This is a genomic window from Blautia luti, from assembly GCF_033096465.1.
Lineage (GTDB): Bacteria > Bacillota > Clostridia > Lachnospirales > Lachnospiraceae > Blautia_A > Blautia_A luti.
Map to the genome: position 1 here is coordinate 454,502 of NZ_AP028156.1, position 21,534 is coordinate 476,035.

Below are 21,534 nucleotides of genomic sequence, written 5' to 3' on the forward strand. Positions count from 1 at the left end.
TGGTTGAAGGAGCGGGAAATGAAGGATGAGAGAAAAAAATTAAAATCATTTATATTACAATGCATAGCTGTGATATCTGTAAATTTTATTACAATCTGGTATTTTGAAGAACTTTTTTTCAGGGGATTTTGGTATGTTATTTTTGCATCATTTATTCTAACTTTTATATATATCATACGGAGTTTTTGCTGTTTGAGAAAGATTCGTGTATTTGGGGTTGCAGCAATACCAGTTTTTTTATTTGGAATATATCTGGCATTTTTGTTTAATGATGGAATAAAAAAATTAAACTTTCAGGTATATAAGGAAAAAAGGACTGAAATTGTTCAGATGGTACAGGAGAACCAGATAAAAACAAGGAAAGATCTGGAATTAATTGAACTACCAGAAGATTATAAAAAATGTTCTTCAGGTGGAGAAGCTGTAGTACGACAGAATAATGGAAGTTATACAGTTGGATTCTGGTATACACAAGGCTTTTTGGACAGTGGATTTTCTTTATTTACATATAGTAAGGATGACAGCCGGACAGATGTGATTCAGATGGTAAAAGAATATGGAGGAATAGAATATGAAATTAATCTGTCTGAGAAAGAAAAGGGCTGGTATTATGTTACGGCAAAAGTCAGTGAGTAATTGAGAAAATGAAAGCGAAATATGTCTGCGGCTCAAATTAGGATTAAGGAGAATAGAAATATGGATATACAAATACTGGATATTGCTGAACTGCTGCTATTTGTTTTACTGATCTGTACTTGTATAAGGATATACAGACAAAAGAAACATAAAGGAAAAATATCGTTAAAAACGTTAATTATGTTTTTGATAAACTTTATATTCTATGGTATGGTAACCGGAACGAATTATCATCGAACTCACCCGGGAGAGAGTAAATTTCAGGGAGGGATTACATATAATAATGTACGTATATTTATTTGTAGTATTGTCTTTTGTTTAGGTCTGGCAATCATGAAGAAAATGAAAAAGCTTGCGTCAAAGAGGATTATAGCATGGGCGATATTATGTACGGTATTTCTGATCATAATGTCGTTTTGCGAAATAGAAAATGCATATGTGAGTTTTTCAACAGCAGATCAGGCAGAAAAGTATTATGGAATTGAAAAAAATAAAATAGATGAAATATATGGTGAAGATTCCATAGAGGTATTGTATCTGGAAGATAGACAAATGTATAGTAAAATAGTCTATAAAGGGGAAAAAGGATGGAAATGTACAACAAATTCTGAGATAAAATATCTTTATAACAGGGCTGATTTTAAGAAAGATAACTCTATTGTTGTGCGAGAATGTATTGTAACCGGAGAATTATATGTCAGTGTTGTTTGCGAAAAAAATGATAATAAAGATTTTCAGATATCAGATACACAAAATACAATTTTTACAAAAAAAGAATTTGTAAATAAAAATGGAGAACAGATAAGTTATAATGGTTATCTTGGAAAAGGAAAACCCCAAAATTATGTGATTTACTTGGATGGTGAAGAGATTCCTATAGACTGGAACGAAAGTGGTATTACGATTGTCTGACAGGAACAACACCGACCGTTCTTTTTGTACCCATTTTTAAGAAAAACAGGTGAAAAACTATTTTTTCTGTGATAAGATGATAAGGATTCGATAAACAAAAAAGTGTTTTACGAACAAACAGTGCGCATGCAGGAAACTGCATGTTGAAAGAGAACGGAGTTGAAAAGGTGAAAAAAAGAAACAACTTTTTCAGAAGTCTGCGTTTTCGTATTCTGATTATCTTAATCATTCTGGGAATCGTGCCGGGTGTGGTGGTGACCTGTACCATGCTGCATAATTATGAAGATCGTGCTGTTTCCATGCTTACAGAAACCATACAGGATCAGTGTGGCATTCTCAGTAACCTGATCATCAAGGAGAATTATCTGAATGATACCAGTTCGCAGACGGTGAACAGCAAGCTGGAGCTGTTTACGAACATCTATGATGGCAGGGTTCTTCTGGCAGACAGAGATTTTAAGATAGTAGGAGATACGTTTCACACAGAAGAAGGAAAGACATTACTGAGCTCCCTGGCAGTACAGTGTTTCAAGGGAGAAGAAGCAGTTAATTACGACAAAAATAACCAGGTGCTGGAGCTGGCTGTACCTGTGCAGAGTCCGGATGTAAGACAGATCCAGGGCGTGATGCTGGTGACTGTTTCGGCAGCAGAGATCGCAGATACCCTGGCAGAGCTTGAACAGAAAGGCGTCATGCTGATCGGAATTATTGTGGTTCTCGCAATATTCCTGTCATGGCTGCTGTCAACGATCCTGGTAAAACCTCTTGCAAGAGTAACGAAATCCATCGAGGATCTGACAGATGGTGTTCTGGATGGAGAGATCAGTGTGCCTGACTATACAGAGACAGAGCTGATCACAGACGCATTCAATAAGATGGTCAATCGTATGAAAATTCTGGATGAGTCCAGACAGGAATTTGTATCCAATGTGTCTCATGAGCTGAAAACACCTCTTACTTCCATGAAGGTGCTGGCAGATTCCCTGGTAGGCCAGCAGGGAGTTCCGGAAGAACTTTATCAGGAATTCATGGGAGATATCACGGCAGAGATCGACAGGGAAAGCAAGATTATCACAGACCTGCTCTCGCTTGTCAAGATGGACAAGAAGGCTGCTGACGTGAACATTACTCATATGGATATCAACCAGCTTCTGGAGGACATCCTGAAAAGACTGCGTCCTATTGCAGACAAGCGCAATATCGACCTGATCCTGGACTGTTTCCGCCCTGTAGAGGCAGATGTGGATGAGGTGAAATTCACCCTTGCCATCAGCAATCTGGTAGAAAACGGGATCAAATATAACGTAGATGATGGATGGGTCCGTGTATCCCTGGATGCAGACCATAAATATTTTTATGTCACGGTAGCGGATTCCGGAATGGGAATCCCGGAAGACAGCATTGAACGTATTTTTGAGCGTTTTTACAGAGTGGATAAGTCCCATTCCAAAGAGATCGGCGGAACCGGACTTGGACTGGCGATCACGAAGAGTTCTATTGCTATGCATCACGGTGTGATCAAAGTGTTCAGCAGGGAAGGGGAAGGAACTACATTTTCCGTCCGCATTCCTCTGTCATATATTCCGTCTTAGGAGGTACAGGTATGAGAAAAAGAATATATAGGATCCTGCCTGTACTGATCGGAAGCATTTTCCTGGGAGGATGCTCTGTAGAAGTTCAGGATAATGGAAATCCGTCGTCAGGTTATTATATCTATGAGATCAGCCAGGATGAAACACAGCTGGTCAGAGAGGCTTATTCTCCGGAAGAGACTACTGTGGAATATATGCTGAAGGATATGATGCAGCGGCTCAATAACCGTGAGGCAGACAAAGAAGATATAGGGCTTCTGCCTGATGAAGTGCAGATGAATTACAGCATAGAAGACAATGTGCTGGTTGTGAATTTCAACAGTAAATATCAGGAGATGAGCGGTGCAAGGGAACTTATGGTCCGTGCAGGCGTGGTAAGGACATTTTTACAGGTTCCGGGGATCACAGCAGTAAGATTTACGGTAGAGAACGAAGATCTTCTGGATTCCAGGGGAGAACCTGTGGGAGAGATGACAGAAGATACTTTCGCGGAATTCAGCGGAAGCGAACCGGATGCATACTGTAGCAATACATTTACCCTCTATTTCACAGATAAAGAGGGACAGCATCTGGTAAAGGAACAGCGCACGGTCCGGTATAAGAGAAGCATTCCGAAAGAGTGGATTATCCTGCAGCAGCTGATGAAAGGACCTCTGGAGAAAGGACATTATCCTACGATCCCGGAGAACACAGAGATTCTGAATGTAACACTTGCAGATAATATCTGTTATGTGGCTTTTGACCGTGTATTTTCTTCTTATGCACTGGATGTTTCCGAGAATATCCCCATCTATTCGGTGGTGAATTCCCTTCTGGATGCCCTGGATGCAGATAAGGTCCAGATCACAGTGGGAACTAAGGATAAACTGGATACATTTGGAGAGAAGATGGAGCTGTATTGCTTCTACGAAAAAAATGACAAGCTGGTAACAGCGGAAACAGATGACCAGAAGAAAAAGTAACCAATTATAGGAGGAGCGCAATGAGAAGACGCCCGGTGTGCGTCCTGTGCCTGCTTCTGGCTGCATTTCTGTGTGTGACAGACTGGCTGGGTTTTTCCATGATCCGTGGAAATCCCCTGCCGGAATCTGTACAGACATGGATCAGTAAGCACCCGGAATCCACCATCTGCGGGGAGGTGGTCAGGTGCCAGGAAAAGGAAGAAACCCAATCTGTATATCTGAAAAATACCTATCTTATTTACAATTCTGAAAAAGATTCTGAAGAAATCTCTACAGAAATTTCCTCAAATAAAAAAGTACTCATTGATGAAGTAAAAGTGAATTTAAATAAAAAAGAGAAACTTCCTGCCGGAAGTCTGGTTTTCGTGTCCGGAAAGCTGACGGAGGTGGAAGGACTACGCAATCCAGGAGAATTTGACAGCAGACAGTATTACAGATGTCGTCATATTTACTATATGATGAATAAAGGGATTATCAGGAGAAGATCATCGTTTCATTCCGGATATGGACAGTTTCTGATCGATGCCAGGGAGCGCCTCGAAGGGATCCTGGATCAGATCTGTGGACAGGAAGCGGGAATCTTTCAGGCTATGGTGCTGGGAGAGAAGAGCAATCTGGATCAGGAGGTGAAACTGCGGTACCAGATGGCGGGGATCATCCATATCCTGGCTATTTCGGGGTTACATATCAGTCTTCTGGGGGTGGGACTTTATAATCTTCTGAAGCGGGCAGGGCTAGGGATCTGGCCTGCGGGACTTGTGTCCCTGGTAGTCATGTTGCAGTACGGACTGATGACGGGCGGCAGTGTTTCCACCATGCGTGCAGTCTGCATGTTTCTGCTTTCCGCAGGAGCGAAGATCGCAGGACGGATCTATGACCTGCCCACTGCCCTGGCTGCGTCTGCCATTCTGATCCTGGTGGAGAGTCCGGGATATCTTCTGGATGGAGGGTTTCTTATGTCCTTCGGGGCAGTATTGGGAATCGGCGTGGTGTTTCCGGCAGTTCTGGAAATCTGGAATGTAGAGGGCAAAATCCTTCGTGCCCTGTTTGGGTCGGTGGTGGTGCAGCTTACCACCCTTCCGATTGTTCTCTGGTTCTACGGGGAAGTGTCGGTTGTGGGGATATTTCTGAATCTGCTGGTGCTGCCCTCTGCAGGCATTGTGCTGGGAAGCGGTGTGGCAGGGGCACTGACTGGACTGGTTTTTCTGAAGGGTGCCGCGGTACTGGTGATCCCGGGGAGGGCAGTATTAAAGATTTACGAGCTGCTGGGTACTCTGGCAGGACGGATTCCTTTTGGTACCTGGATACTGGGGCGGCCCCGGTCCTGGCAGATCGTGGGCTATTATGTGGTTTGTGGGGGAATCTTGTGGACAGGCAGGAAATACAGGGAACATTATGTGGATAAACCGGTGGGAGACAGGGGAAAAGAAGGGATACGCGGGTCATCGGGAAGGAAGAAACATCCGGGAGCTGGTGTGATCTTTCATGCAGCAGGGATGGCTGCAGTCTGTCTGGCAGTGCTTTTTCTGAGTTACCGGCAGAAAGAGGCACTTCGCATTACTTTTCTGGATGTGGGACAGGGAGACGGGATCGTGGTGGAAGCAGAGGGGAAATGGAACCTGCTTATTGACGGAGGCAGTACGAACAAGAGCGCAGTGGGGCAGTATCAGATCCTTCCGTATCTGAAGTGCAGAGGAATTTCCAGGCTGGATGGAATCTATATTTCCCACACAGATGAGGATCATATCAGCGGTGTGAGACAGATCCTGGAATATGTGGGAAAAGGCCTGACTGCGGTGAAAGTGGACTATCTGATCCTGCCTGACTGGGGAGATCAGAGGGAAAATAAGAATTATACAGAGCTGACAGAACTTGCGCAAAATGCAGGAATTTCTGTCCTTTATGTGAAAAGGGGCGACAGGATACAGTATGGGCAGATGCAGCTGGATGTTTTGTGGCCTCCTGAGAACGTGTCAGAAGAGGAAGTGAAGAAAGATATAAATGAAGAGGCCATGGTCCTGGAACTAAAATACGGGGAGTTGAAAGGCCTGTTTACAGGAGATATCGGGCAGGAAACAGAAGCGCAGCTGAAGGCGGCGGGAGTTCTGGAGGATGTGGATTTCATCAAAGTGGCCCATCATGGTTCTCGGTATTCCACTGGAATGGAGTTTTTGGAAACAGTCATACCGGAAGTGGCTGTGATCTCCTGTTCGGCTACGAATACCTACGGACATCCTTCACCGGAGACACTGGAACGTCTGAAGGATGCAGGGGTTCAGGTTCTGATCACGAAGGATACAGGTGCAGCTGCCATATGGAAGAGTACGATGAGTACAACGCAAAAGAATTTATCAGAAAAGAAATTCTCTGTGGGAATCTTTGGGGTTTCCAAGAACGGTGGCAGATGATATGATATTTATTAGGAAGTTCCGGACAGCAGACATTGCAGTCCGGAATGAAATCGAAAGGATGAGAATGTATCATGAACACTTCACAGAGAAGAATCGAAATATTAAAGATCCTCCGGGAGACACAGGTGCCTGTGGCGGCCAGGACGCTGGCAGCGCAGTTCGGAGTCAGCCGACAGGTGATCGTGCAGGATATGGCTGTGATCCGTGCTTCCACGCCGGGGATCCTTTCTACAACCAGGGGATATGTATTGCAGCAGGATGAGGATGTGGCGTGTACCAGAGAGTTTAAGGTCCGTCATGGACAGGAACAGGCTGCCCAGGAACTGAATCTGATCGTAGACTGCGGAGGCAGGGTAAAAAATATCAGCATCAGTCACAGGGTATACGGCCGTGTCAGTGCAGAAATGGATATCCGCTCCAGACAGGATGTAAATGAATTTGTCCAGGCCATCAGCAGTAGCCGGTCTACAGTACTGAGCAGTGCGACTTCCGGTTATCATTATCATCTGGTGGAGGCGTCCAGTGAAGAGAGACTGGACCTCATCGGAGAACAGCTGGAAAGGGCGGGATTTCTGGCACCGCTGCAGCCCTGGGAGAAAGAACACCAAAAGGAAGTGCGAAATTGAAAAGTATACAGGAAGACATTAAGACAGGAAATTTCAAACAGGCATATCTTCTGTACGGAGAAGAAGCTTATCTGAAGCAGCAGTATAAACACAATCTGGAGAAAGCGCTGAATCCGGACGGAGATACCATGAACTTCAATCATTATGAGGGGAAAGGCATTGATATCCGACAGCTGATCGATCTCTGTGAAACCTTGCCTTTTTTCGCAGACAGAAGAGTGATCCTGCTGGAGGATACGGGGTTTTTTAAGAATAAATGTGAAGAACTGGCTGACTATATGAAAGAGCTGCCGGGGTACCTCTGTATGATCTTCGTGGAATCAGAGGTGGACAAAAGGAGCCGGATGTATAAGGAGGTGAAAGCGTGCGGCCGCATTACAGAATTCAAAGGACAGGATGAGAAAACCCTGATGCGGTGGGCTGCCGGGCTTCTGGGAAAAGCAGGGAAGAAGATCACTCAGAGGGATATGGAGTTGCTTTTGACGAAAACAGGTACAGATATGGGCAATCTGAGAATGGAGCTGGAGAAGCTGATCTGCTATACAGAGGGCAGGGATGTGGTAACCGGGCAGGATATTGAAGAAATCTGTACTACCCAGACTACAAACAGGATCTTTGACATGGTCCGTGCAGTAACAGAGAAAAATCAGGAACGAGCCCTGGAACTCTACTATGATCTGCTTACCTTAAAAGAGCCGCCTATGCGCATTCTGTTTCTGCTTGCCAAGCAGTACCGTCAACTTCTGCAGGTGAAACAGTTTGGGGCAGCAGGACTTGCCCAGACAGAAATGGCGTCGAAACTGGGAGTTCCCACATTTGCAGTGAGAAATATTGTATCCTGTGCCAGGGCATACAGTATCTCAGAGCTGGAACAGGCAGTCAGGGATTTCGTGGATGCAGAAGAATCGGTAAAGACCGGGCGTCTGGAAGATAAGCTCAGTGTGGAGCTTCTGATCATTAAATACAGCAGCAAGAAGGCGGCGGGATAATATAACCAAATCAAGTAAGTCTCCTGCTTTAATTGCGAAAAGCAATAAGCAGTGGGGGACTTGCACTTCGCGGAGAGCAAATAAAAAAGACAGCCACATGACGGTGATGGCTGTCCTTTTAATTATAAGCTTATAATTAAAAATTCAATTTATGATTAGTCAATGCTGTTAACAGCTTTAGCTAAACGAGCAACTTTTCTTGCACAGTTGTTTTTATGATAAACACCTTTAGATGTAGCTTTGCTGATTGTGGAAACAGCATCTTTTAATGCTACTTCTGCAGCTGCCTTATCTTTGCTTGCTACTGCTGCTTCAACTTTCTTGATGGAAGTCTTTACTGCAGATTTAATAGATTTGTTTCTAGCTGCTTTTGTTCTGTTTACTAAAATTCTTTTCTTAGCAGATTTAATGTTAGCCAATTCGTACACCTCCAATTATTATTAAAATTATTATACTCCTGTCATAGAAACAGACACGGGCGCTCCTATGAACATGCTTATATATATTATCCTAATTACTTTCTCTTGTCAATACATATTTGTACAAAAAAAGCGAAAAATATATTAGAAAATACATTATATTGTGGAGGATAAAACTATGTTGGGAAGCTATGGGATCAGGACAGACCTGGCATTGGAAGCGACGGAACGTTTTACAGAGGAAAATGTAGAAATACGCGGGGTGGAGATCAGTGAGGACTATGATGAGGAGAAAGATGTACGGACAACAGTAGTGAAGATCACTACAGAAAACGGAGCCAGGACTATGGGAAGGCCGCAGGGAAATTATATTACCATAGAAGCTCCGGGACTTTCCATGTCAGATGAGGATTACCACCGGGAAATTTCAGAGAAACTGGCATTACATCTGAAAAAACTGATCCATCTGGAGCGGGAACAGTCCATTCTGGTGGTGGGGTTGGGCAATTCCGCGATCACAGCGGACTCTCTGGGACCCCATGTAGTGGATAATCTTTATATTACCAGGCACATGATCCGGGAATACGGTCTGAAAAGCATGGGGAAAGAAAGGATGCATCGTGTCAGCGGGATCATACCAGGGGTAATGGCACAGACCGGAATGGAGACATCGGAAATCGTGCAGGGAATCGTGGCAGAGACGAAACCGGATGTGGTGATAGCCATCGATGCGCTGGCAGCCAGAAGCACCCGCAGGCTGAACCGTACCATTCAGATCACAGACACAGGGATTAACCCGGGGTCTGGTGTAGGCAATCACAGGGTCGGACTTACAGAGGAAAACCTGCAGGTGAAGGTGATTGGCATCGGCGTTCCTACTGTGGTGGATGCAGCTACCATTGTCCGTGATTCCATGGCTCATCTGCTGGATGCACTGGAAGAAACAGAGCAGAAAGAATTTCTGGAAGAAATGATCTCTCCTCATCTGCATACCATGTTTGTGACTCCCAGGGATGTGGATGAAACAGTGAAATATTTAAGCTACACGATTTCCGAAGGACTGAATATTGCTTTTTCACAGCAGCCGGAGAGTCCCCGCGAATCGGAGCAGAGAAGATAAAAGTATAATCCTCAGAAGCATGTCATAGGATACCTTTAAGAGGTGATCATGTGACGAGAATTCAGAAAGCGCTGGGAGTTGTGCTGAGCCTGTGTTTTTTTGCTGTTCTGGCTGTACTGCCGGGAACTTTTTTTACAGGAGAAAATGTGTACAGGCATCTGCCACTGTACCGCTTTCTGGAAAAAAAGTCCCGGGAGATGTCAGGATATGAGGACAGGGAAACCTATGAGATGCTTGCCCGGGAAAATGGGAAATATCTGGGAAAACAGGCACAGGCGGAGCAGACGCCTGTACCTGACATTGTAGAGAATCCGGAAACTGAAGAGAATCCCAAGATAACAGAAAAACCGAAACTGTCGGAAGAGCCTGTGGTTACAGAGGCACCGAAGGAAGCAGAGACTTCGGACGAGCGTTCTATCCATGATTCTTCCAGGGAAACTGTGGCGGCGGCCCTGCCCCATCCGGTGATCGATCTTTCGCCGGAAAAGCTGGCTGATCCTGATTATATGCTGGGGCAGTTTTATATTGTGGATGATAATACAGAAGCAGGGGCTGCGCATCTGAATGCGCCGGATTTTCTGGAGGAGGATTTTTCTATACAAAAAGACACCCGGACTCCCCAGATCCTAATCTATCACAGCCATTCCCAGGAAACGTTTGCAGATTCCAGAGAAGGGGAAGAAGAGGACAGTATTGTAGGGGTGGGAAATTATCTGGCGCAGATCCTTACAGAAGATTACGGATATCAGGTGGCACATGTGAAAGAAGAATTTGACATGGCAGGGGGAGAATTGGATCGCAGTGCTGCGTATGACTATGCCCGTGATTATCTGGAATCGTATTTTCAGGAAAACCCGGATATTCAGGTGGTCATAGATCTTCACAGGGACGGAGTTTCTGAGGACCGCCATCTGGTAACGGAAATTAATGGAAAGCCCACGGCCCAGATCCTTTTTTACAATGGCCTGAGTTATACAGTGGACAAGGGAAATCTGGATTATCTTCCCAATCCTTACATACAGCAGAATCTGGCATTTTCTTTTCAGCTGGAATATCAGGCTGCGGAATATTACCCGGATTATTACCGCGGAATCTATCTGGCAGGCTACCGTTACAATCTTCATTTCCGTCCCTGTTCCATCCTTCTGGAGGCAGGCGCCCAGACCAATACAGTGCAGGAAGTAAAAAATGCCATGGAACCTTTTGCCGATATTCTGGATAAAGTCCTGAATCCCCGGAAATAGGCGGTGACAAATGCCGGAAATATATGCTATAATACAGAATTAGCAAATCAACAGCAGAAAAATATTAGGAGGGAATTCCTGAATGATAGATCAGAGCAAAATCAGAAATTTCTGTATTATTGCACATATTGACCATGGCAAATCAACACTTGCAGACAGGATCATTGAGATGACTGGCACACTGACAGAGCGTGAAATGCAGTCACAGGTCCTGGATAACATGGAGCTTGAGAGAGAGCGTGGTATTACCATCAAGTCTCAGGCAGTGCGTATTGTATATAAAGCGAAGGACGGGGAAGAATATATTTTCAATCTCATTGATACCCCCGGCCACGTAGACTTTAACTATGAGGTATCCAGAAGCCTGGCTGCCTGTGACGGCGCGATCCTGGTAGTTGATGCAGCTCAGGGAATCGAGGCGCAGACACTTGCCAATGTTTATCTGGCACTGGATCATGACCTGGATGTACTTCCGGTTATCAATAAGATCGACCTGCCAAGTGCAGAGCCGGACAGAGTGGTAAATGAGATTGAAGATGTGATCGGACTGGAGGCACACGATGCCCCCAGGATTTCTGCGAAAACAGGACTGAATGTAGAAGAAGTCCTGGAGCAGATCGTGACAAAAATCCCTGCACCTCACGGAGATGTGGACGCACCTCTGAAGGCGCTGATCTTTGACTCCATTTATGATGCATACAAAGGTGTTATCGTATTCTGCCGTGTTATGGACGGCCGTGTGAAAAAAGGAACCCAGATCCAGATGATGGCCACCGGATTTACCACAGAAGTTGTAGAAGTAGGATACTTTGGCGCAGGACAGTTTATTCCGTGTGAGGAACTGACTGCAGGTATGGTAGGTTATATCACTGCAAGTATCAAGAATCTGGGAGATACACGTGTAGGTGATACAGTTACGGATAAAGAGAGACCATGTGCAGAGGCACTTCCGGGATATAAGAAGGTAAATCCTATGGTTTACTGCGGATTGTACCCGGCTGATGGAGCGAAGTACGGTGACCTGAGGGATGCGCTGGAGAAGCTTCAGCTGAATGATGCTTCCCTTTTCTATGAACCGGAGACTTCCGTAGCCCTTGGTTTCGGATTCCGATGCGGATTCCTGGGACTGCTTCATCTGGAGATCATCCAGGAGCGTCTGGAGAGAGAATACAATCTGGATCTGGTAACTACAGCACCGGGCGTTATTTACAAAGTACACAAGACAAACGGCGAAGTGATCAATCTGACAAATCCGAGCAACCTTCCGGATCCGTCAGAGATCGAATATATGGAAGAACCGATGGTAAATGCTGAGATCATGGTCACTACAGAGTTTATCGGAGCGATCATGGATCTGTGCCAGGAGCGCAGAGGACAGTATCTGGGAATGGATTATATGGAAGAAACACGTGCACTTCTGAAATATAAACTTCCGTTAAATGAGATCATCTATGATTTCTTTGACGCCCTGAAATCCCGTTCAAGAGGATATGCTTCCCTGGATTATGAACTCTGTGGATATGAGCGCAGTGAACTGGTGAAACTGGATATCCTGGTGAACAAAGAAGAAGTGGACGCCCTTTCCTTTATCGTACATGCAGATACTGCTTACGAGAGAGGCCGTAAGATGTGCGAGAAACTCAAAGATGAGATCCCGCGTCAGCTCTTCGAGATTCCGATCCAGGCAGCTATTGGAAGCAAGATCATTGCCAGAGAGACAGTAAGAGCCATGCGTAAGGACGTTCTGGCCAAATGTTACGGCGGTGATATTTCCCGTAAGAAGAAGCTGCTGGAGAAGCAGAAGGAAGGTAAGAAGCGTATGCGCCAGGTAGGTAATGTGGAGATTCCGCAGAAAGCCTTCATGAGCGTGCTGAAGCTGGATGACAAATAAGAAAGACTGTCAGGGAGAATTCCCGGAGAGGACCTGGAAATGAGAAATACGGGCAAAAAAACAGCCATTGTCCTGACTGTTCTGCTGGCAGGAGTCATGATGACAGGATGTGGAAAGAAGGCGGCAGATGCGAAATCCACGCAGGTGATTCAGATCAGTGTAGCACCTCCGTCCCCCACATCTACCCCGGCACCGGATCAGGTAGATTCTGTAGCAGTCACCACCAATGGAAATCTGACAATGGTGAATGAATATCTGGCTGACCAGAGCACTTCCGGTGCAGCAGACAGTACAGACACCAGTGCAGCGGATAGCAGTACGGACAATAATTCAGATGATAATACAGACAGCAGTGATGCTGGAACAGGAGAGAGCGATGGAAGTGAGGAGCAGTAATAATATAGAAGCTTCTCCCATGGAACTCTACATCCATATTCCGTTTTGTATCAGAAAATGCGATTACTGCGATTTCCTTTCAGGACCCTCGGATCCTGGGAAAAGGGCAGCCTATGTACAGGCACTTCTGAAGGAAATACAGGCAGTAAAGGAAGGCAGGGGAAGGAGTGTGTCCTCCATATTTATTGGAGGAGGCACTCCTTCTGTGCTGGATGAGAAGTTTATGGGAGAGATCCTGAGGGAGATCAGGAAAGATTTTAAACTGCAGGAGGATGCAGAGATCACGATAGAAGTAAATCCCGGTACTGTAGATGCCCGGAAGCTTCAGGCATACAGAAGTTTCGGGATCAATCGTCTGAGTATCGGGCTGCAGTCCCCTCAGGACAGGGAGTTAAAAATCCTCGGAAGGATTCATAATTACAGGCAGTTTCTGGAAACCTATAAACAGGCAAGAGATGCCGGATTTGACAATATCAATGTAGATCTGATGAGCGCCATCCCGGAGCAGACCTATGAGGACTGGATCGGAAATCTCTGCACAGTGGCAGAACTGGGACCGGAGCATATTTCCGCATACAGCCTGATCATAGAAGAGGGGACTCCTTTTGCAGAGAGGAAACTGGATCTTCCGGATGAGGATACAGAATATGAAATGTATGAGGCAGCGGCCCGGATCCTGGCGGAATATGGATATGAACAGTATGAAATTTCCAATTATGCCAGAAAAGGCAGGGAATGCAGGCATAATGTGGGGTATTGGACCCGGCAGGATTATCTGGGATTTGGACTGGGGGCAGCCTCTCTTTATGGAAATCTCCGTTTCGCCAATACCGCAGACTGGAACAGATATCTGGAAAACAGTTCTGATCCGGAACAGATCCGTGAAAAGGAACCGGTTCTTACCACAGAGGATGAAATGGCGGAATTTATGTTTCTGGGACTGCGTATGACCAGGGGGATTGCCAGGACAGATTTTGCCCGGACATTCGGATGCCCTGTGGAAAAAATCTACGGGGAAGTTCTGGACAGATACATGGCCATGGGAATGCTGCAGGAGAAAGAGGACAGGATCTTTCTGACACGTCCGGGGATCCATGTGAGCAATCAGATCATGGCGGAATTTCTTTTATAAACACCTTGACGAACGGATGTTCGCATATTATACTGGGAACAGAAATGAAAGAAACATTGAGAATTACTGAGAGCAGTAGGAGAAACTTTTTTACAGGAGGCAGAGAATGGCTGCGGATACGACGAAGAAGCATTTTATCAGGATCAGAGGTGCTAATGTTAATAATCTTAAGAATTTAAGTGTGGATATTCCCAGAGATCAGTTTGTAGTATTTACCGGACTGAGTGGTTCCGGTAAGTCATCACTGGCGTTTGACACGATCTATGCAGAGGGTCAGAGACGTTATATGGAGTCGCTTTCTTCCTATGCCAGACAGTTCCTGGGACAGATGGAGAAACCGGATGTGGAGAGCATTGAGGGACTGCCTCCTGCCATTTCCATCGACCAGAAATCAACCAACCGCAACCCACGTTCTACAGTGGGAACAGTGACGGAGATTTATGATTATTTTCGATTATTATATGCCAGGGTGGGAATCCCGCATTGTCCGAAATGCGGCAGGGAGATCAGGAAGCAGACGGTAGACCAGATGGTGGATACGATCATGGCTTTTCCGGAGCGTACCAGGCTGCAGCTGCTGGCGCCTGTAGTGCGGGGACGTAAAGGGACTCATGCCAGGCTGCTGGAACATGCCAGAAGAAGCGGGTATGTACGTGTGCAGATCGACGGGAATATGTATGAACTTTCCGAGGAGATCAGCCTGGATAAGAATATCAAGCACAATATTGAGATCGTGGTGGATCGTCTTATCGTGAAGCCGGGGATCGAGAAGAGACTTGCAGATTCTATAGAGACAGTGCTGGATCTGGCAGACGGGCTTCTGATGGTGGATACTATGGACGGACAGATCCATAATTTCAGCCAGAGTTTCTCCTGTCCGGACTGCGGCGTGAGCATTGACGAGATTGAGCCCAGAAGCTTTTCCTTTAATAATCCGTTCGGTGCCTGCCCGGACTGTCTGGGACTGGGATATAAGATGGAATTTGATATAGATCTGATGATCCCGGATAAATCACTGAGTATCCTGGAAGGTGCCATTGTGGTGACAGGATGGCAGTCCTGTACAAGCCAGGGAAGTTTTTCCAGGGCAATCCTGGATGCACTTGCCAGAGAGTATGACTTCAGTCTGGCTACACCATTTCAGGATTATCCGGAGAAGATCCAGGATATTCTCATCAATGGAACCAACGGCCATTCTGTGAAAGTTTATTATAAGGGTCAGAGAGGTGAGGGCGTTTATGATGTGGCGTTCCCGGGGCTGATCCGCAATGTGGAACAGCGCTACAGAGAGACGGGGTCAGATACCATGAAGCAGGAATATGAATCATTCATGCAGATCACTCCGTGTAAGACCTGTAAGGGACAGCGTCTGAAGAAGGAATCCCTGGCAGTGACAGTAGCAGATAAGAATATTTATGAGGTCACCAATCTGTCCATAGAGAAGCTGAAGGAATTTCTGGGCGGGATGGAACTTTCCCCTCAGCAGCAGATCATCGGTAAGCAGATCCTGAAAGAGATCCGTGCCAGAGTCAGCTTCCTGTCAGATGTAGGACTGGATTATCTTTCCCTGGGACGTGCTACAGGTACTCTTTCCGGCGGTGAGGCGCAGAGAATCCGCCTTGCCACACAGATCGGATCCGGTCTGGTGGGAGTTGCCTATATTCTGGATGAACCAAGTATCGGACTTCATCAGCGTGATAATGACAGGCTGCTGGGATCCCTTATGAAGCTTCGTGATCTGGGAAACAGTTTGATCGTAGTAGAGCATGATGAGGATACCATGCGGGCAGCAGACTGTATCGTAGATATCGGTCCCGGAGCAGGGGAACATGGGGGACAGCTGGTTGCCATGGGAACTGCTGAGGATCTGATGAAGAATGAGAATTCTGTCACAGGTGCCTATCTCAGCGGAAAGCTGAAGATCCCGGTACCCACAGAACGCCATAAACCCACAGGATTTCTCACGATCCGTGGAGCTGCGGAGAATAATCTGAAGAACATTGATGTGAAGATCCCCCTTGGGATCATGACCTGTATCACAGGCGTGTCCGGTTCCGGAAAGAGTTCACTGATCAATGAGATTCTTTATAAACATCTTGCCAGGGACCTGAACCGTGCCAGAGTGATCCCGGGGAAACATAAAGATATCCTGGGAGTGGATCAGCTGGATAAGGTCATCAATATCGACCAGTCCCCTATCGGACGTACACCCAGGTCAAATCCTGCCACTTATACGGGTGTTTTTGACCAGATCAGAGATCTCTTCGCTGCCACAGCAGACGCTAAGGCGAGAGGATATAAGAAGGGACGCTTCAGCTTTAATGTGAAGGGCGGACGATGTGAGGCCTGCAGCGGTGACGGAATCATTAAGATCGAGATGCATTTCCTACCGGATGTTTACGTACCATGTGAAGTCTGCAAAGGCAAGAGATATAATCGCGAAACTTTGGAAGTGAAATATAAAGATAAGAGCATTTATGATGTGCTGAATATGACAGTAGAGGAAGCTCTGACCTTTTTTGAAAATGTTCCTTCTATTAAAAGGAAGATCCAGACACTCTATGATGTAGGACTTTCCTATATCCGTCTGGGCCAGCCGTCCACGGAACTTTCCGGTGGTGAGGCACAGAGGATCAAGCTTGCCACAGAGCTGAGCAAGAGAAGCACAGGGAAAACCATTTATATTCTGGATGAGCCTACCACAGGACTTCATTTCGCAGATGTCCATAAACTGGTGGAGATACTGAAACGTCTGTCAGAAGGCGGAAATACAGTAGTGGTCATTGAGCATAACCTGGATGTGATCAAGACGGCAGACTATATTATAGACATCGGTCCGGAGGGCGGAGATAAGGGCGGTACTGTGGTAGTCCAGGGCACACCGGAAGAAGTAGCCCAGTCACCGGTATCTTACACCGGTAAATATGTAAAAAAATATCTGGAACAGTAAAATACCGGGAATGCAGGGGTTTTCTTTTGGCGGGATTTTGTATATAATGATTACTGTTTACAGTAATGAGAGAAAGAAAGGGGATTCCTATGCCGGCAAGTGATATTGGAATTGACCTGGGCACCAGAAACAGTCTGGTGTATTCTACAGGGAAGGGCCTGGTGCTGAATGAGCCTTCTATTGTAGTTTATGACAAAAATACAGAGAAAATCAGAGCAATCGGAGAAGAAGCCCGAATGATGGAAGAGCGTATCACCTCTGATATGGAGATCATCCGTCCTATCCGTCAGGGCGTTATCGTAGATTATACAGTTATGGAGAAGATGCTGAAATATTTTATCTCCCGTGCAATGGGAAGGCGTGCTTTCCGTAAGCCGCGTATCAGCATTTGCGTTCCAAGCGGAATTACAGAGATCGAGCGTAAAGCTGTGGAGGAGGCCACCTATCAGGCCGGAGCCAGAGATGTATTTATGGTGGAAGAGCCTATTGCAGCAGCCATTGGTTCCGGGGTGGATGTGACGAAACCATTTGGAAACCTGATCGTGGATATCGGAGCAGGAACTACGGATGTGGCTGTGATCTCCCTGGGAGGTGTGGTGGTTTCCACATCCCTGAAGACAGCAGGAGATACCTTTGACCAGGCGATCATGAATTACGTGAGGAAGAATCATGGTCTTTTTATTGGGGAAGACCGTGCGGAGAAGATCAAGGTTCAGATCGGAACCGCCTGTGAGGAATCAGCACCCAGGACCATGGAAGTAAAGGGAAGGAATGTGATCACAGGACTTCCGAAGGTAGTAACACTTACATCAGAAGAAATCCGTGTGGCATTGAGAGATGCTACAGGACAGATCGTGGAAGCCGTCCACGGAGTTCTGGAGAAAACACCTCCGGAACTGGCAGCAGATATCGTAGACCGGGGAATTGTTCTGACCGGCGGTGGTGCACTGCTCCATGGAATGGATACACTGATCGAGCAGAGAACGGGGGTAAGCACACTGACAGTGCAGGATGCGATGAGTGTGGTTGCCATAGGAACGGGCAAATATGCGGAGATCATGTCCAGATTTGACGGATAAAGCAGGAGGTGCTGCAGCAGATGCAGTGCCTCTTTTCACATATAGTGTGCCACAGGCTGATTTTTGAAATAATCCGGTGTGTTGGTACACTGACAGGGAGGAAAAGATGAGCGATACTGTTACAGGATATATAGATCATATTATTTTCAGGAATGAAGATAATGGATATACAGTTATGGTGCTGAAGGATTCGAAAGAGGAGGAACTGACCTGTGTAGGCAGTTTTCCGGCTGTGACTCAGGGCGCAGTGATCGAGGCGGAAGGGGTATATACTCATCATCCTGTATATGGCAGGCAATTTCAGATCTCCTCTTTTACAGAGAAAATGCCGGAAGATACCATGGCTATGGAACGTTATCTGGGATCTGGTGCCATTAAGGGAATCGGTGCAGCACTGGCAGCCAGGATCGTGCGGAGATTCGGGGAGGATACCATACGGATCGTGGAGGAAGAACCGGAGAGACTGGCAGAAGTGAAAGGGATCAGTGAAAAGAAAGCAAGGGAGATCGCAGCGCAGGTAACAGAGAAAGCTGACATGCGCAAGGCTATGATCTTTCTTCAGAAATATGGGATTTCCCTGAACTTGGGAGCGAAGATCTATCAGAAATATAAGGATTCAATTTATACAGTACTTCAGGAGAATCCTTATAAACTGGCAGAAGATATTTCCGGTGTGGGATTTAAGATCGCAGATGAGATCGCAGCCAGGATCGGGATCCATGCAGATTCAGATTACAGAATCCGAAGCGGTATGTTGTATACTCTCTTACAGGCTTCGGGAGAAGGTCATACCTATCTTCCACAGGAACAGCTTTTTGCCAGATGTTCCCAGCTTTTGGGAGTGGATGAATCCTATATGGAGAAGCATCTGATGGATATGGTCATTGACAGGAAGCTGGTGCTGAAGGAACGAAACGGGGAGAATGTTGTTTATCCCAGCCAGTATTATTATCTGGAATTGAACACAGCCAGAATGCTGTGCGAACTGAACATTTTATGCCCGGAAGATGAACAGCTTGTCAGGAAGAGAATTGAACTGATCGAGAAGGAAACAGGGACTGTTCTGGATGAAATGCAGAAAAAGGCGGTGACGGAAGCAGCCAGCCATGGACTTTTTATTCTGACCGGTGGTCCGGGTACAGGTAAGACTACTACGATCAATGCCATCATACAGTTTTTCGAAGGAGAGGGTGCAGAGCTTCGGCTTGCTGCGCCTACCGGACGTGCTGCGAAGAGGATGACAGAAACCACGGGATATGAAGCACAGACCATCCACAGGCTTCTGGAGCTGAACGGCATGCCGGAAGAAGAGAGGGACGGACATTCGGCGAAATTTGAGAGAAATGCCCAGAACCCGCTGGAGGCAGATGTGATCATTATTGATGAGATGTCCATGGTGGACATTCACCTGATGCATTCCCTGCTTCTGGCAGTGACAGCCGGAACTAGACTGATCCTAGTAGGGGATGAGAACCAGCTTCCAAGTGTGGGACCTGGAAATGTACTGAGGGACATCATCCACAGCGGATGCTTCCCTGTAGTAGAGCTGACGAAGATTTTCCGGCAGGCTTCTGAGAGCGCTATTGTAGTGAATGCCCATAAGATCAACAGAGGTGAGCAGGTACAGATCAATAATAAAAGCAGGGACTTCTTTTTCCTGAAGAGATATGATGCAGATATTATTATCCGCGTAGTGATCGCGTTGATCCAGGAGAAGCTTCCGAAATATGTGGATGCCCGTCCTTTTGAAATCCAGGTACTGACACCTATGCGGAAAGGTCTTCTGGGAGTGGAGCGGTTAAACCAGATTCTGCAGAGATATCTAAACCCACCGGACAGCTCCAGAAAGGAACATACTCTGGGTGACAGGCTGTTCCGTGAGGGTGATAAGGTAATGCAGATCAGGAATAATTACCAGATGGAATGGGAGATCCGCGGAAGATACGGAATTGTGATAGAGAAAGGGATTGGTGTTTTTAACGGAGATACCGGAATCCTTAAGGAGATCAATGAATTTGCGGAAACTGCAGAAGTAGAATTTGAAGATGGAAGATTTGCTGTATATTCCTTCAAACAGCTGGAGGAACTGGAACTGGCGTACGCGATCACCATACATAAATCACAGGGTTCGGAGTACCCGGCAGTGATCCTGCCTCTTCTTTCCGGACCGAAAATGCTTCTGAACCGAAATCTTCTTTATACAGCTGTGACCAGGGCACGTAAGTGTGTGACAGTTGTGGGAAGTGAGGAAACTTTCGGGGAGATGATCCGCAATGAGAAGCAGCAGAAGCGTTACAGTGCCCTGGATGAACGGATCCGGGAGCTGAACGATGCAGTGGAGAAGGGAGAAATGACCGGAATGTGAAGAAACTTATCGAGAATATCCTGAATGTTTTTTACCCCAGATGCTGTCCTGTGTGTCAGAAAGTACTGAAAGACCAGAACCGGATGATCTGTCCGGAATGTGAAGAGAACCTGCACCCTGTGGGGCATCCCAGGTGCTTTTTGTGCGGGAAACCGGTAAATGCAGGAGAATATTGCAGGGACTGTGAGAAACATCATCATCTCTTTGATCAGGGAATAGGAATATTCGTTTATGATGAGCGGATGCGCAGGTCTGTTACACGATATAAATACTACGGCTGCAGAGAGTATGGAGATTTTTATGCAGCTGCCATGTACAGATTCGGCAGAAAGGAAATCCTCCGATGGGACCCACAGCTGATCGTTCCTGTCCCCATACACAGGACGAAGCTTCGGATGCGTGGCTTCAATCAGTCAGAATATCTGGCAGAAAGACTGGGCAGATATACAGGAATCCCCGTGGATCCTGATCTGGTGCAGAAAGTACGCAGGACACCGTCCCAGAAAAAACTTACTGCAGTCCAGCGCAGGAAGAATCTGGAGTCTGCGTTTCGGGTTACCCGGAAGATCAGTGAGAAGAGGATCCTTCTGGTAGATGATGTTTATACCACGGGAAGCACAATGGATGCCATGGCTGCCTGCCTGAAGAAAAAGGGCGGGGAAAAGATTTATTTTCTTACCCTCTGTACAGGCAGGACATGAGAAAAAATGCTTTTCATAAATAATGATATATGTTACAATCAGTCTGTATGAATATGGGTTTCTGCGACTTTTTTTGCGGAAATAACGGAAGAAAAGAGAAGCAATGAGG

General features: G+C 46.2%; 17 protein-coding genes. 16 read left to right on the plus strand and 1 reads right to left on the minus strand.

The features are described from left to right. Positions 1-18 precede the first annotated feature (18 nt). The 7 genes from R8695_RS02145 (at position 19) to holA (ending at position 8,128) form a co-directional block, all read left to right on the plus strand. Complete coding sequence (locus tag R8695_RS02145) at positions 19-636, plus strand: hypothetical protein (RefSeq protein WP_154780420.1); 618 nt, start codon at positions 19-21, stop codon at positions 634-636. Between the two features lie 60 nt (positions 637-696). Then, positions 697-1,548, plus strand: coding sequence for a hypothetical protein (locus tag R8695_RS02150; RefSeq protein WP_118510579.1), 852 nt, complete (start codon positions 697-699; stop codon positions 1,546-1,548). Between the two features lie 140 nt (positions 1,549-1,688). After that, the gene (locus tag R8695_RS02155) at positions 1,689-3,140 is read left to right on the plus strand and encodes a sensor histidine kinase (RefSeq protein ID WP_154780419.1); all 1,452 of its coding nucleotides are present in this window, start codon (positions 1,689-1,691) and stop codon (positions 3,138-3,140) included. An 11-nt stretch (positions 3,141-3,151) separates the two neighbouring features. Continuing rightward, positions 3,152-4,102, plus strand: a complete 951-nt coding sequence (locus R8695_RS02160) for a GerMN domain-containing protein (RefSeq protein ID WP_154780418.1) — start codon at positions 3,152-3,154, stop codon at positions 4,100-4,102. A 20-nt stretch (positions 4,103-4,122) separates the two neighbouring features. Next, entirely contained in the window at positions 4,123-6,510 is a 2,388-nt protein-coding gene (locus tag R8695_RS02165; protein ID WP_154780417.1) for a ComEC/Rec2 family competence protein, read from the plus strand. Positions 6,511-6,584: 74 nt separating this feature from the next. Continuing rightward, positions 6,585-7,139 (plus strand): transcription repressor NadR, encoded by a 555-nt coding sequence (locus R8695_RS02170; protein ID WP_154780416.1) that lies wholly within the window; start codon positions 6,585-6,587, stop codon positions 7,137-7,139. Further along, entirely contained in the window at positions 7,136-8,128 is a 993-nt protein-coding gene (holA, locus tag R8695_RS02175) for a DNA polymerase III subunit delta (RefSeq protein WP_154780415.1), read from the plus strand. Before R8695_RS02170 ends, holA begins: the two co-directional genes overlap by 4 nt. A gap of 155 nt (positions 8,129-8,283) precedes the next feature. Here holA and rpsT read toward each other — a convergent pair whose 3' ends face one another. Next, entirely contained in the window at positions 8,284-8,562 is a 279-nt protein-coding gene (rpsT, locus tag R8695_RS02180) for a 30S ribosomal protein S20 (RefSeq protein WP_117676189.1), read from the minus strand. A 163-nt stretch (positions 8,563-8,725) separates the two neighbouring features. Here rpsT and gpr point away from each other — a divergent pair, with 163 nt between their 5' ends. The 9 genes from gpr (at position 8,726) to R8695_RS02225 (ending at position 21,425) form a co-directional block, all read left to right on the plus strand. Beyond that, positions 8,726-9,667, plus strand: a complete 942-nt coding sequence (gene gpr, locus R8695_RS02185; protein WP_154780414.1) for a GPR endopeptidase — start codon at positions 8,726-8,728, stop codon at positions 9,665-9,667. 50 nt (positions 9,668-9,717) lie between these two features. Continuing rightward, positions 9,718-10,911, plus strand: a complete 1,194-nt coding sequence (locus R8695_RS02190; protein ID WP_308418829.1) for a stage II sporulation protein P — start codon at positions 9,718-9,720, stop codon at positions 10,909-10,911. A gap of 82 nt (positions 10,912-10,993) precedes the next feature. Next, positions 10,994-12,802 (plus strand): translation elongation factor 4, encoded by a 1,809-nt coding sequence (gene lepA / locus R8695_RS02195; protein WP_154780413.1) that lies wholly within the window; start codon positions 10,994-10,996, stop codon positions 12,800-12,802. 39 nt (positions 12,803-12,841) lie between these two features. Next, positions 12,842-13,198 (plus strand): hypothetical protein, encoded by a 357-nt coding sequence (locus tag R8695_RS02200; RefSeq protein WP_154780412.1) that lies wholly within the window; start codon positions 12,842-12,844, stop codon positions 13,196-13,198. After that, positions 13,179-14,330 carry a radical SAM family heme chaperone HemW gene (gene hemW, locus R8695_RS02205; RefSeq protein ID WP_154780411.1) on the plus strand — a complete coding sequence of 384 codons (1,152 nt, stop codon included), beginning with the start codon at positions 13,179-13,181 and terminating at the stop codon, positions 14,328-14,330. Before R8695_RS02200 ends, hemW begins: the two co-directional genes overlap by 20 nt. Positions 14,331-14,436: 106 nt before the next feature. Continuing rightward, complete coding sequence (gene uvrA / locus R8695_RS02210; RefSeq protein WP_154780410.1) at positions 14,437-17,280, plus strand: excinuclease ABC subunit UvrA; 2,844 nt, start codon at positions 14,437-14,439, stop codon at positions 17,278-17,280. An 89-nt stretch (positions 17,281-17,369) separates the two neighbouring features. Then, on the plus strand, positions 17,370-18,359 hold the full coding sequence (mreB, locus tag R8695_RS02215) for a rod shape-determining protein (RefSeq protein WP_118510557.1): 990 nt from the start codon (positions 17,370-17,372) through the stop codon (positions 18,357-18,359). A 106-nt stretch (positions 18,360-18,465) separates the two neighbouring features. Next, a complete protein-coding gene (gene recD2 / locus R8695_RS02220) occupies positions 18,466-20,724 on the plus strand; it encodes an SF1B family DNA helicase RecD2 (RefSeq protein ID WP_154780409.1) in 2,259 nt (752 codons plus the stop codon). Then, complete coding sequence (locus R8695_RS02225; protein WP_118510553.1) at positions 20,721-21,425, plus strand: ComF family protein; 705 nt, start codon at positions 20,721-20,723, stop codon at positions 21,423-21,425. Before recD2 ends, R8695_RS02225 begins: the two co-directional genes overlap by 4 nt. Positions 21,426-21,534 lie beyond the last annotated feature (109 nt).